Here is a 12,839-nt window from a genome sequence, read left to right as displayed (position 1 = left end):
TCCGTAGATGCTTCATGTGTGCTCCATGGGTAAATCGCCAGCGTATAAACGCCTTGTCCCTTAAATAACCGTTAAGCCTGATAAGCAGAAATGAGAAGAACTCACTCAGACTTAATGTGACGCATAAAATAAATAATGTATATCGTCGTTACTGGCGATTTATCTCATTTTTTATGGCATCCATTCCAATCCCACCTTAACCTGATTAAGAGAAATTAATCTGTTCCTCTGCGACATTTTCATTACAGGAGGCGCCATATTGACGTATTCAGGCACATACGCTTATCCATAAGATGTGATCTTTTATGAAGTTAACCTTTATTATTTAATAACGTCTATTATCCCGTCGTTTGATGTGGGGTGATTTTTATATTGAAAGATAAAGAAGAAAGCGAAAACTTAACATCTGACGTGCCCTCTCTGTGCATGGAAAACACCCTGAACCTGATATCTTGACATTTACAAACCCTGACATTACGCACCATTGAATACAGCAGACGCGCATGTCCGACCTGTTATGCGATCAATTCGACCGGCAAACCGAAGAACCCAGTTATAACGCGGGCTCAGCGCCTGAAACCGTCGCCATACCGCTTGTTCACTCCCGGCGGAAAACGCAGAAATATCGTGCAATTTGTGGGGTTTAGTCAGTGAAGTGGTGGATTATCTGACAAAGTGCTCTCCGATTTTTACAAATCATTAATAAACTGCACAGTACACTTAAGATTGTTCTGTATGATTATTCTCATGCCGGAAAGGGAAAGAAATTATAAGAACGAGAGCATTTCACAGGCGCAGCCTGCATTAACACGGAATACCTCAAAACAGGGAGACTTTTTATTCATCCGTTATTATTAAGATTTTTCCACGGATAACTCTGAACAATTTCAGCACGGAATACTGTTTTTGGCTGCAACTTCACGTTTTTCGCTGAGTCAGAGAATCTGAAAATTAACAAAAGGTGAGATTTCTTCAGAAGATCATTCCGAAAAATCATCTATCATAAGTGAATAAACCCTATTTTCAGCCAGATAAATCATATTGTTGACCGGTTATTAAAAGATATTACATTAGCATTACCAATCGAGGGGATATTATGGAAAGCATATTTGAACCCGGGGGAATCACGGATATTGCATTAATGGGAGACGATCACTATGCCCGGCAGGGAATAGCGTCACTGATGCAGATCATGGGTTCTAAATTAAGGATAAAAGCCTCTGTTCGTGATTATCATGTTCTTGATATGGTTTTAGAAAAAACACGAATAGATCTCGTATTTCTCTCGGAACCTGAAAAATGTAACGCTGGCTTCGACACGCTCAAATTTATTAATAAAATCAAACTTAATCATCCGCATATGGTTATTTGCATGTATTCGGTACATACCAGTTCATTGTTATGGGTACGCGGCGATGTCGATGCGTTTATTTCACTGAAAGAGCCCATGTATAACTGGCATGCAAACATTATGAAATTGGTCGATTCACGTTATCGCCCAAGGTCTAAACCTGCTGCGTTATCCCTGACGCCCATTGAGTGGAAAGTCTTGAAAGAATTAAGAAACGGGCAGGATTTACGCCGCATCGCGGCAACGGAAAAACTCTCTTATCGCCGGGTCAGTGCATTAAAAAGCTCGGCGACAAGAAAACTCGGGCTCAGGAATAAGACAGATCTGCTGATTTTTTTAACCAGTTAACTCTGCCGTATTAAGAGCAATACATAGCAATCATTTAAAAATGGAAATTTAAAGATGAAATCACAGTTTACTAAATCATTAATCGCCGCAACGCTGGTTTTCGCCGGTCAGGCAATGGCAGTAGATGAAACGCCTGTTCCGGTTGTTGTCGACGGCGGCACCGTGAACTTCAGCGGCAGTGTTGTCACCGCCGCCTGTGCGCTGGGCAGCAACAGCGCCAACATTGATGTGGATATGGGTCAGGTGCGTACCGCGTCTCTGGCGACAGCGGGCAGCGAAGCCAGCACGTCAAAAAGCTTCTCTATCGTGCTGGAAGACTGTGACAGCACCGTTTCTAAAACGGCGGCCGTGACCTTTACAGGTACCGCTGACGCCACCGACAGCACCAGCCTGGCGGCAGGTTCTAACGGCGGCACCGGTACGGCGCAAAACGTGGCCATCCGTCTTTATGACGAAAAAGGCACCGTGGTAAACCTGGGTGAGGCGTCCAGCGCAACGGCCCTGCGTAACGGCGAAAACACCCTGAACTTCAGCGCGAAATACTATTCGCCGAAAGGGACAGCAACCGCCGGTGACGCAAGCGCCGTCGCGACTTACACCCTGTCCTATCTGTAATCTTTAATTTGTCATTACCGCGGTCCGGCCGGATGGCCGGACCTGATTCACCGCAAAAGGGAATTGCTATGCACAAGTTAGCTTCTTATGTCGTACTGGCCGCTGCATTCACGTCGTCAGCCGTTTATGCCGGTGGCGTAGGATTAGGCGCAACGCGGATGGTGTATTCCGCCACCGCCAAACAATCCTCACTGGATGTCAGAAATACCAGCAAAGATTCGCCGTTTCTTATTCAGTCATGGGTTGAAAATGAATCCGGCAACCGCACCAATGATTTTGTTATCACGCCTCCGTTATATGTTTTAAAAGCGTCAACGGAAAGCGTGGTGAAAGTCATCTTTAACGGAAAACCATTGCCGAAAGACCGTGAAACGCTTTACTGGTTAACCGTAAAAGCCATTCCGCAGGATACAAAACAGACTGCCGGCAATACTTTGCAGTTTGCTTCCGCCAACCGGATTAAAGTGTTTTATCGCCCTGACGGGCTGAATGAAAATGTGAATGAAGCCTGGAAACGCGTCCGGGGGGAATTCCGTCAGGGAAAAATTCAGCTGAAGAACCCGACGCCTTATTACCTCACCACCGTGAATCTAAAAGTGGACGGTAAAATCGTGAAGCCGGTGATGATCCCGCCAAAAGGCAGCGTCACGCTGGAAGAATCTTTCGCCAGCGCCCGTGAGTTCAGCTACCAGACCATCAATGATTTCGGAGCCTGGACACCGGCGATGACGTATCCGCTGGTGAAGTAAACGGCTGTAACAGTCCTGTATAAGATAACGTAAGGCGTAATATTGTGAAGGTTAAAATCGTTTGTGCCCTGGTTTCTTTAAACCTGATGGGAAGTGCCGCGTGCGCAGAAAACGATTTGCAATTTAATCCGGCATTTCTTAATGGTGAAGGATCCAATATTGCCGATCTTTCCTGGGTAAATGCAGGAGGAGAATTACCTCCGGGTGAATACAATATTAATGTTTACGTTAATAACGAATATGCATTCACCGGTAATATTACTTTTAATATCGATAAAGAGAATTCCGCGCCAGCGCCGTGCCTGACGCCCGAACAAGTCACCGCGACGGGCATTGATGCCGCGCAGGCTCAGGGCGGCGCCATGCCGCTGACGCAGAAATGTGTGTTTCTGAATCATTATTTTCCGGGAACGCAGATTGATTTCGACCAGAAAACGCTGACCGTCAATATCTCGGTGCCGCAGCGTTTCATGCTGAATTTGCCGCGCGGCTATGTCAGCCCGCAAAGCTGGGAATCGGGCATTACGTCGGCCTGGTTTAACTACGTCGTCAACGGGTCCAATAACCAGTATCAGGGCGAAAGCAGCGCCGACCGCGAGCAGCTGTTTGCCAGCCTGAACAGCGGCGTCAATCTGGGCGCGTGGCGTTTGCGTGATTTCACCACCTGGACCAAAGAAAACAACGAACTGACGCACGTGCAAACCTTTCTGCAACGCGATCTGCCCGCCCTGCGCGCACAGTTTTATGCCGGTGAAACCTACACGTCGGCGCAGATCTTTGATTCCGTCAGCCTGCGCGGTGTGGCCCTGAGCACCGACGACAATATGCTGCCCGCCAGCCTGAGCGGTTACGCGCCGGAAATCCGCGGGATTGCGCGCAGCAATGCGACGGTGACGGTGCGCCAGAACGGCAACATTATTTATCAGACGTCGGTTTCTGCCGGTGAGTTTGTTTTGAAAGATTTATACCCGACATCTTCCGGCGGCGACCTGTCGGTGACCATCACCGAAAATGACGGCAGCAAAACGCAGTATTCCGTGCCGTTTGCCAGCGTCCCAAATCTGGTGCGCGCCGGTCAGTTTAAATATTCGCTGGGTGCCGGGAAATTCCGCCCGACGTCCACGCAGGAATCGCCGGCGTTTATGCAGGGCGAAATGTTCTGGGGCTGGAAGTATGGCCTGACGTTCTACGGCGGCACGCAGCTATCGCAGGATTACACCGGGGTGGCGCTGGGCGTCGGGCAAAACATGGGGAGTTTTGGTGCGTACTCGGTGGATCTCATCCACGCACGCAGTACGCTGGCCGACGGCAACAGTTACAACGGTGATTCCGTGCGCCTGCGTTACAGCAAGCTGATCAATGACGTCGGCACGCGTCTGAATTTCTACTCATGGCGCTTCTCCACCGAGGGGTTTTATACCCTCAGCGATACCACCTATAAAGGCATGACCGGCGGGAAGTCCACGCAGGTTACGGAAAGCGACGGCACGATCACTACCAGCTACGAAAACGTGTACGACCTGAGGATGTCGCGTAAATCCAAAAATCAGCTGATGCTGTCGCAACCGATGGAAAATCTGGGATCCGTTTCGCTGTCGTGGGATCAGCAGACGTACTGGAACACGCCGAAATCGACGCAGGGTATCCAGTTCTCCTGGAACAATACGTTTAAAAACGTCTCGGTCGGGGTGAATTTCCAGCGCAGCACCAGCCTGTACGACAATCAGAAAGACAACATTGTGTCGCTGTCATTGTCGGTGCCGCTGGGCAATCCGGCGCTGTCGACGCGGGCGCGCTACAACGCCACGCAGTCTGACTCCGGCGGCGCGTCCCACAGCGTCGGCCTGAGCGGTTATGTGCCCGGCAAAGACAATTTGTATTACAGCGTGAACCAGCGTTACAGCAAACAGCAGCAGTACGGCGGCGATACCGCGCTGCAATATCAGGGGCAAAGGGGCGACTATAACCTCGGTTACAGCTACTCCGGCAACTCGCGCAATCTCAGCTACGGCATGAGCGGCGGCGCGGTATTACATGAAAACGGGCTGACGTTAAGCCAGCCACTGGGCAACACCAATATTTTGGTGAAAGCGCCCGGCGCGGCGAATGTCGAGATCCGCAACCATAAAGGCATTAAAACCGACAGCCGTGGTTATGCGGTCATCCCTTACGCCACACCTTACCGCGTCAACCGCGTGGAGCTGGATGTGACGACGACGGGCAATGACGTCGAACTGGATAACGCCGTGGTGAACGCCACGCCGACCGACGGCGCGCTGGTCCGGGCGACCATTCCGACCCGTGTCGGGTTAAAGGCCATGTTTGTGATCCGCAATAAAAACGGCGTTCTGCCTTTCGGTACCGTGGTTTCGCTGATGGATGCCAAAAACGACAGCAGCAGTATTGTCGGCGATAACGGCAGCCTGTATTTGTCCGGCTTGCCGGAAAGCGGCTCGCTCAGAGCCGTCTGGGGAACCGGCAACGGCAAAGCCTGCACGGCGAAATATCAGCTGAATAAGCACGACTACAACGCCCGGACAGGCCTTTATTCACAGGAGGTGATATGCCAGTAATTTTACGTTTCGCCGGATTCGCCGCACTGATCGGGCTGATTTCGATGCCGGTTCGCGCCTATGACGTGCTGGTCTCCGTGACCGGTTCGATTTACGGTAACACCTGTACGGTGTCGGCGGATTCGAAGGAAATTAAGGTGCCGCTGGGCACCGTTGCGACGCGCCAGTTCGGGGAGAACGGCGCGGTCAGCAACGTCAAAACACCGTTTTCCATCAATCTGGAAGACTGCGGCCCGACGTTCTCGGGCGTCAAAATCTCGTTTACCGGCACGCCGGATGCTAATAATCCGGAGCTTTTGAAAACCGAAGACAACGGCGCGACCGGCGTGGCCGTGCAGTTGCTGGATAACCGCAGCACCGCCATTCCGCTGGGCACATCTACCGAAGCCTACGGCAGCGCGGGCGCGGAGACGGTGCAGATGACGTTTTTCGCGCGTCTGGCGGCAAACGGGGAAACCGTCAATCCCGGCAGCGTATCGGCCGTGGCAACCTGGGTAATGGAGTACCAATAATGCGTTTATTTCTGATTTCTCTTCTATGGATTTGTTCTGCCGCCAGCGCGTGGGCAGCAAGCTGGACATCTGATATCACGCTTTCGCCACAACCGATGAGCTTCTCCGGCCCGGCAGATTCCGTCGCTCCGGGTAAAATTATCGGCTCGACCTGGAGCGCGACGGCCAGCGTCGAAGAAGTGGTCTGGTGCGGTCTGGTGTGGACCTGCCAGACCGGCACGATGGAACCCGGCAGCGGCATGATTTCCACCGGAATGACCGTGACGGTCGATGGCGCAAACTACACCGTTTTCGAAACCGGCGTGCAGGGCGTGGGCTTTATTCTGGGCCTGAAAGATTACAACGGCACCACTTACATGCCATTGCAAAGCGCGCAGACGCAGACTTACCCGGCGACGGGAACCAGTGGTTATGCCACGAAGTTAGGCTGGTCGGCCAAAGTGACGTTTGTAAAAACTAGCCAGACGCTGGCGACCGGCGTTTACACCACACAAACCCTGAATGCGGCGCTGCTGACGGTCAAAAATAACGAAACCGTCACGGCAAAAGTGATCATCAACCCGACGACAATTACGGTCAGCGCCACCGGCTGCACCGTGCTGACAAAAACTGCCAATGTCGATCTGGGTGCGGTAGACGTTCGCTCCCTGCCCACGGTGGGCAGCACATCGCCGTCGGGCAGTTTTAACATTTCGCTGTCGTGTGACCAGCAGGTTTCCGTTAACGCGACGGTCAGCGATCAGACGCACCCGGCGAATTTTTCTTCAGCGGTATCGCTGACTGCCGATTCCACCGCTTCCGGGATTGGCGTGCAGTTTCTGTATAACGGTAGCGTGATTGTGCTCGGTCAGGACAGTTCGGCATCCGGCACGCTGAACCAGTTCTTTATTCAGACCACAACTACGGCGCAGACGCTGTCGCTGCCCTTTCAGGCGCGGTATATCCGCATGGGGGATGTCGTTCCGGGCACCGCCAACGCACTGGCCGGGATCACGTTTTCCTATCAGTAAGTGAGCGCTTACAATACATCCATAAAAAAGGCTTTCCTCTTTCGGGGAAAGCCTTTCGCGCCGCTAAAAATCCGGCCCTAGCGGTGATCGTGACGGTATAACTCCCATTCGTCGATGTGTCTGCCGTCAGGGAAGACGCAATCCGTCCTGACGCCCTGCTGTGTTTCAATATTCACCGATCTGCCACCTCTTTCATGGCAATAAACCGCCGCCGGATTCGCCATTCCGGTCTGACGTCTTTGCGGTTCGTGGTGATGATTCACACAGCCTGACAGGGCTGCAACCATGATGATGAACAGGAGTTTTTTCATTCTGAGCCTTCGTGGAAAGAGTAATACAACGCAGAGATTCTATTCTCCTACGCTTTGGGTTTTCTACTCACAGTTTCCTAAAATGCGCTCTTTTCCCTGCTTTCGGAATAACGGCGAACACATTGACCAGGCTTATCGCTGATGCTGGTGAGCGGCAGGTTGTTGCCGAAAGATAAAGGCGTTCTTCCCCGTAAAGACTCGACACATTAAAAAAAGCAGGGCAGATCACATAACCACGAAAAATTCGTGGCTATGATAATTTTTACTTAAATCGATCTGGCTTAAATCGACTGTGACTGGCAAGGAGGTGGGGATGGAAAGGTACCAAAATCGGGGAGGTAATTCGGGTGTCGTCGCTTTCATCACATCGGAAGATTCCATTACAGTTAAGTTTAAAGATGGCTGGCATTACATCTATAACTCCATTCGCCCTGGTCTGGCAGATGTGGACCGCATGAAAACGATGGCGAAAGCAGGGAGCGGCCTTCATGGCTTTATTAACAGCAAAATCCGCAATAACTATTTCCACAAATACCACTAAACCGCAGACACGAAAAAGGCGGCAAACGCCGCCTCTTCTGCATACAACTGTGACATCTTATTTGTACAGTTCTGCTGTACCGTGCATCTGGTTATTACCGGAAGCACCGATGATGCGGTATGAACTTGCACCGGCCTGTTCAGCTTTGGCATTCAGTTGTGATTGCAGGCCAGGCAGTGAACCGTAAGTTGATGCGCTGACCACACCCAGACTCTGCTGACCGGCAGGTGCGGACTGAACTTCTGTTGCAGCCAGAGTAGAGAATGAAGCGGTAGCGATAGTCAGAGCAGCGATAGTCATTGCGATGGTTTTCATGATGTTAATTCCTGTTCGTTAATTTGGTTTGGGATGCCTTCTTCAGGAAACCCGGTTTCAGGTCAACGTTACTTATTAATTAACGTTCGATAAGTAAATACTAAGGGCTGCGGAGACTTTGTGCAAGACATTTATTTATCGATCGTTAACTAAATGTGCGATCCTGTACTGAAACAAGCAGAAAGGGAGAAACAGGCAGGAAGATGGTAGAAGCGGGTCCGCGATGAAAACCTGCCTGAAAGCCGGATTTGTCCCCCAGAAGATTCAGCTCACGCGGGATGTGTCAGTGGCTATCGGGTTGGTATCAATCGGAATGGGCGTAACGCCGTTGCCCGAAACGCAGAGTTCTGTGATGATCCCCGATGTAAACTACTGCTTCCTGACCGACTCATGCGCAACATTCACCCTTACCCTGAGCTGGCAGCGACACCAGAAAAACAAAGCTCTGGCTGATTTTATTCGTTATGCGAGGGAGCTGACGGTTTAGGGGGAATTGAGTGACGGGAATGAAAAACGGCAGCGGTTTCTATCCGCCGCCTAAATATGCCCTGCCCGACTGACATGAAAGCGCTGAAATCTTTCTTTCTGTAAATGACCGGTCAAAAGCTAAAAGTTTCTGGCTCAGGATGAGTGATTCCTAAGATTGAACAGTATTAGACGCATTTTTACTTTCATGAAATTCAATAATCAGCGCGGCCAGCTCGTCTTCTTCTGCATAAAAATAGGCCACCGGTACATCCAGTACTTTGGCGATTCGACTCACCGTATCCTGATCGGGCTGATGCTTGCCCTTCTCATATTGATTCATTCGGGCACTCGAAGAAGCTTCATCCAGCCCCGCGAGTACACCAAGTTTGTACTGAGAAAGTCCCGCGCGCAGACGCGCTTCCTTGAGTCTTTTGATCAACATAATGTCGGAGCTAACCTTTAACTAAGTTATTCTTAGTTTTCTATTGTGTTATTTTTAAGCACCGCACATACTAAGGATAACTTAGTAAGTAACATTATCTGGAGGTCTTACATGGCAAGTTCAAATGATTGGCACAGCGCTGACATCCTCGCGGCGATAAAAAAGAAAGGGACAACAATGGCGGCAGTTTCCAGAGAAGCCGGATTAAGTTCATCCACGCTCTCAAATGCATTGTCCAGACCGTGGCCAAAAGGGGAAATGATTATCGCGCAAGCCATTGGTGTTGAAGCGAAAGAGATCTGGCCGAGCAGATATTTTGATGTAAGAACGGGTAAACAAATCAGCAGGAAAATCAGGCAAGTAAGTGGGGTCGATTTTTCTTGAAGAATAACGTTTTGATATTTCTGGGATTGGATACTGAAAAATGGTGCCGACTACCGGAATCGAACTGGTGACCTACTGATTACAAGTCAGTTGCTCTACCTACTGAGCTAAGTCGGCTTTTTGAAGTGTTACCGGGGAACTACGGGGTGCTAAATTAGTGAAATCTGACGCTGCCGTCAAGCCCCTGAAAGTGCGTTTGCTGCTTTTCTCATCAAATGGCACAGTTTAGGAAATTTCTACCGGTTTCATAGGCTTGAAACCGGTAGAAAAAGGGTCACGGACGCACTAAATCGTCGCCATAACCAATCCATTTATAGGTCGTCAGGGCTTCTAATCCCATCGGGCCGCGGGCGTGCAGTTTTTGGGTGCTGACCGCCACTTCTGCGCCTAAACCGAATTGGCCACCGTCGGTGAAACGGGTGCTGGCGTTGACGTAGACCGCCGAGGAATCGACCTCACGCACGAAACGGTCGGCGGAGCTGATGGAACGGGTGAGGATCGCGTCGGAATGTTCGGTGCCGTAGGTGCGGATATGCGCCACGGCGGTGTCCAGATCGGCGACCACGGTGACGTTCAGATCCAGCGACAACCATTCGTCCTGATAATCCTCTTCGGTCACAGCCAGCACTTTCGCCGGGCCATTTTGCAGATGCGGCATGGCAGATTCACTGGCGTGTAACGTTACGCCCGCGCGGTACATACGGCCACTGAGTTCCGGCAGAAAACGTTCTGCAATTGCCTGATGAACCAGCACGGTTTCGAGGCTGTTACAGGCGCTCGGACGCTGCACTTTCGAGCTTTCAATCACGGTCAGTGCTTTGTCGAAATCCACACTTTCATCCACAAACGTATGACACACGCCGATACCGCCGGTGATCACCGGAATGGTGGACTGTTCGCGGCACAGTTTGTGCAGCGCCGCGCCACCGCGTGGGATGAGCATGTCGACGTATTTATCCAGACGCAGCAGTTCCGCCACCAGCGCGCGATCCGGGCTGTCGATGGCCTGAACGGCGGCTTTTGGCAGGCCACATTCTTCCAGCGCCAGCTGGATCACTTTGACCGTCGCCTGATTGGTGTGATGCGTTTCTTTCCCGCCGCGCAGGATAACCGCGTTGCCCGTTTTCAGGCACAGGCTGGCGACGTCGATGGTGACGTTCGGGCGCGCTTCATAAATCACGCCAATCACGCCCAGCGGTACACGGCGGCGTTCGAGACGCAAACCGCTGTCCTGCTGAGAACCATCAATCACCTGCCCGACCGGATCGCTCAGGCGGCAGACATCGCGCACGTCGCTGGCGATGGCGGATAAGCGCGCGGGCGTCAGCAGCAGACGGTCAAGTAACGCTTCGCTCATGCCGCTTTCGCGTGCAGCGGCCATGTCCATTTCGTTGGCGAGGATAATGCTCTGGCTGTTGGCCTCGAGCATGTCAGCCATCAGCATCAGCGCACGGTTTTTCTGCGCGGTGCTGAGGGTGGAGAGCTGCCAGGACGCGGCTTTCGCGGCCTTGCCCATCTCGTTAAGCATGTGTAACTCCTTAACTGACAATCATGTCGTCACGGTGAACGGCAACCGGGCCGTATTCGTAACCGAGAATATCGCTGATCTGCTGAGAGTGATGACCGGCAATCATGCGCATCGCATCGCTGTTATAGCGGCTGACGCCGTGCGCGAGGTCGCGCCCGTTCAGGTTGCGGATACGGATCACTTCGCCACGCGAGAAATCGCCTTTCACTTCGCGGATCCCTTTTGGCAGCAGAGAACTGCCACGCTCCATCATGGCGGAAACCGCGCCGTCGTCGATGGTGATTTCACCGGCTGGCGGTGCGCCGAAGATCCAGCGTTTACGGTTCTCCAGCGGGGTTTCCATTGCATGGAAACGCGTGCCGACAGAAACACCGTTAATCACATCGCCAATCACGCCCGGCAGATTGCCAGCGGCAATAATTGTATCGACACCCGCACGGCACGCGACATCTGCGGCTTGCAGTTTAGTCGCCATCCCGCCGGTTCCGAGGCCGGAAACGCTGTCGCCCGCTACCCCACGCAGTTCATCATCGATAGTCATGACTTCACGGATGAGTTCGGCTTCAGGATTGGTACGCGGATCGGCAGTAAACAGGCCACTCTGATCGGTCAGCAGCAGAAGTTTATCAGCTCCGGCCAGAATCGCGGCCAGCGCCGAGAGATTGTCGTTATCGCCGACTTTAATCTCTGCGGTAGCGACGGCATCGTTCTCGTTGATCACCGGCACGATATGGTTATCGAGCAACGCGTGCATCGTGTCACGGGCATTCAGAAAACGCTCGCGATCTTCCATATCGGCACGGGTCAGCAACATCTGACCAATGTGGATGCCGTAAATCGAAAACAATTGCTCCCAGAGCTGAATTAAACGGCTTTGCCCGACGGCAGCCAGCAGCTGTTTGGAAGCAATGGTGGCGGGGAGTTCGGGGTAGCCAAGATGTTCACGTCCGGCGGCAATCGCGCCCGACGTGACAATCACAATCCGGTGCCCTGCCGCATGTTGTTGCGCGCACTGGCGGACAAGCTCAACAATGTGAGCGCGGTTGAGGCGGCGTGAACCGCCAGTGAGCACGCTGGTGCCCAGTTTTACAACCAGTGTCTGACTGCCACTCATTAGTCTTTCCATTAAGGTGAATAAGAAATGCTTCTTTGTCTTTGTATCAGGGAGAAGCGTTATGCCAACCGGCATAACGCTATAATAGCAGCATTCAGTATGGGAATGGGTAGTACAGAAAGTCAGGCGGAGAGCTTCACCGGTTCCTCGCTGAAATCATCAGCAGGTTCCAGTTTGAGCGACATCTCTTCGATCATGGTGTTGAGTTTTTTGTGGAACCCTTTCAGGGTCGTCTCAAGCTTCTCACGCACTTCAACATCTTTAATGTTTTGCGCTTTCCAGATCCCGTCTTTATCGAACAAACCGAACTGATAAACATAGGTAAAACGTTCGGCTTCGGCCTGCAACTCAATCCACCAGCCCCAGAACTCACGCTTTTCTGGCGCAGGCTTCACGTTCACACACACCGCTAAGCAGTCAAAGAAAAAGCGGTCGTTCTCGCATTTCCCTTCTCTAATGTACGGCCCCAGTGTACCGAAACGTTTCATTAGCCTGCTTTTAGGATGACCACTTGGTAACGTCATAGTACAACCTCCATAGAAAGACGATCCTTTTTAGCAAACCGCAAAGAATTAGCA

15 protein-coding genes and 1 tRNA gene are annotated in these 12,839 nt (G+C 51.7%); 9 read left to right on the top strand and 7 right to left on the bottom strand.

Features of this window, described 5'->3' with window-relative positions:
* The first annotated feature begins 1,096 nt into the window (after positions 1-1,096).
* The 6 genes from ACM5QY_RS09545 (at position 1,097) to ACM5QY_RS09520 (ending at position 7,158) form a co-directional block, all read left to right on the top strand.
* Positions 1,097-1,699, top strand: a complete 603-nt coding sequence (locus ACM5QY_RS09545) for a helix-turn-helix transcriptional regulator (protein ID WP_416120413.1) — start codon at positions 1,097-1,099, stop codon at positions 1,697-1,699.
* 114 nt (positions 1,700-1,813) lie between these two features.
* Positions 1,814-2,314 (top strand): fimbrial protein, encoded by a 501-nt coding sequence (locus ACM5QY_RS09540; RefSeq protein WP_463366397.1) that lies wholly within the window; start codon positions 1,814-1,816, stop codon positions 2,312-2,314.
* A gap of 68 nt (positions 2,315-2,382) precedes the next feature.
* Positions 2,383-3,063, top strand: a complete 681-nt coding sequence (locus ACM5QY_RS09535) for a fimbrial biogenesis chaperone (RefSeq protein ID WP_416120411.1) — start codon at positions 2,383-2,385, stop codon at positions 3,061-3,063.
* Positions 3,064-3,107: 44 nt separating this feature from the next.
* Positions 3,108-5,636, top strand: coding sequence for a fimbria/pilus outer membrane usher protein (locus tag ACM5QY_RS09530; RefSeq protein ID WP_416120410.1), 2,529 nt, complete (start codon positions 3,108-3,110; stop codon positions 5,634-5,636).
* Positions 5,627-6,148, top strand: coding sequence for a fimbrial protein (locus tag ACM5QY_RS09525; protein ID WP_416120409.1), 522 nt, complete (start codon positions 5,627-5,629; stop codon positions 6,146-6,148). Before ACM5QY_RS09530 ends, ACM5QY_RS09525 begins: the two co-directional genes overlap by 10 nt.
* Positions 6,148-7,158 carry a fimbrial protein gene (locus ACM5QY_RS09520; protein ID WP_416120408.1) on the top strand — a complete coding sequence of 337 codons (1,011 nt, stop codon included), beginning with the start codon at positions 6,148-6,150 and terminating at the stop codon, positions 7,156-7,158. The genes ACM5QY_RS09525 and ACM5QY_RS09520 overlap by 1 nt, the downstream gene beginning before the upstream one ends.
* A gap of 77 nt (positions 7,159-7,235) precedes the next feature.
* Here ACM5QY_RS09520 and ACM5QY_RS09515 read toward each other — a convergent pair whose 3' ends face one another.
* Positions 7,236-7,469: a putative hemolysin gene (locus tag ACM5QY_RS09515; RefSeq protein WP_195815433.1), complete on the bottom strand. Its 234-nt coding sequence runs from the start codon at positions 7,467-7,469 to the stop codon at positions 7,236-7,238.
* A gap of 313 nt (positions 7,470-7,782) precedes the next feature.
* On the opposite strand from ACM5QY_RS09515, the gene ACM5QY_RS09510 reads away from it, so the two are divergent.
* Positions 7,783-8,010: a hypothetical protein gene (locus ACM5QY_RS09510; protein WP_416120407.1), complete on the top strand. Its 228-nt coding sequence runs from the start codon at positions 7,783-7,785 to the stop codon at positions 8,008-8,010.
* Between the two features lie 57 nt (positions 8,011-8,067).
* Here the strand turns inward: ACM5QY_RS09510 and bhsA are convergent, their stop codons facing one another.
* Positions 8,068-8,325 carry a multiple stress resistance protein BhsA gene (gene bhsA / locus ACM5QY_RS09505; protein ID WP_416120406.1) on the bottom strand — a complete coding sequence of 86 codons (258 nt, stop codon included), beginning with the start codon at positions 8,323-8,325 and terminating at the stop codon, positions 8,068-8,070.
* A gap of 223 nt (positions 8,326-8,548) precedes the next feature.
* On the opposite strand from bhsA, the gene ACM5QY_RS09500 reads away from it, so the two are divergent.
* On the top strand, positions 8,549-8,812 hold the full coding sequence (locus tag ACM5QY_RS09500) for a type 2 periplasmic-binding domain-containing protein (protein ID WP_416120405.1): 264 nt from the start codon (positions 8,549-8,551) through the stop codon (positions 8,810-8,812).
* Positions 8,813-8,962: 150 nt separating this feature from the next.
* Here the strand turns inward: ACM5QY_RS09500 and ACM5QY_RS09495 are convergent, their stop codons facing one another.
* Positions 8,963-9,235, bottom strand: coding sequence for a helix-turn-helix domain-containing protein (locus ACM5QY_RS09495; RefSeq protein ID WP_416120404.1), 273 nt, complete (start codon positions 9,233-9,235; stop codon positions 8,963-8,965).
* A 111-nt stretch (positions 9,236-9,346) separates the two neighbouring features.
* Here ACM5QY_RS09495 and ACM5QY_RS09490 point away from each other — a divergent pair, with 111 nt between their 5' ends.
* Positions 9,347-9,619 (top strand): helix-turn-helix domain-containing protein, encoded by a 273-nt coding sequence (locus tag ACM5QY_RS09490; RefSeq protein ID WP_416120403.1) that lies wholly within the window; start codon positions 9,347-9,349, stop codon positions 9,617-9,619.
* A gap of 41 nt (positions 9,620-9,660) precedes the next feature.
* On the opposite strand, the gene ACM5QY_RS09485 is transcribed toward ACM5QY_RS09490, so the two are convergent.
* The 4 genes from ACM5QY_RS09485 to crl form a co-directional block, all read right to left on the bottom strand.
* A tRNA-Thr gene (locus ACM5QY_RS09485) sits at positions 9,661-9,736 on the bottom strand.
* Between the two features lie 157 nt (positions 9,737-9,893).
* Complete coding sequence (gene proA / locus ACM5QY_RS09480; RefSeq protein ID WP_416120402.1) at positions 9,894-11,147, bottom strand: glutamate-5-semialdehyde dehydrogenase; 1,254 nt, start codon at positions 11,145-11,147, stop codon at positions 9,894-9,896.
* A 10-nt stretch (positions 11,148-11,157) separates the two neighbouring features.
* On the bottom strand, positions 11,158-12,261 hold the full coding sequence (gene proB / locus ACM5QY_RS09475; RefSeq protein ID WP_416120401.1) for a glutamate 5-kinase: 1,104 nt from the start codon (positions 12,259-12,261) through the stop codon (positions 11,158-11,160).
* Positions 12,262-12,383: 122 nt separating this feature from the next.
* Positions 12,384-12,785 carry a sigma factor-binding protein Crl gene (gene crl, locus ACM5QY_RS09470; protein ID WP_416120400.1) on the bottom strand — a complete coding sequence of 134 codons (402 nt, stop codon included), beginning with the start codon at positions 12,783-12,785 and terminating at the stop codon, positions 12,384-12,386.
* Between the last annotated feature and the right edge of the window lie 54 nt (positions 12,786-12,839).

This window comes from Rahnella sp. PCH160 (genome assembly GCF_047784855.1).
GTDB lineage: Bacteria > Pseudomonadota > Gammaproteobacteria > Enterobacterales > Enterobacteriaceae > Rahnella.
Note: the sequence above shows the minus strand (reverse complement) of the source record. Positions and strands in the feature narration are given on the sequence as shown.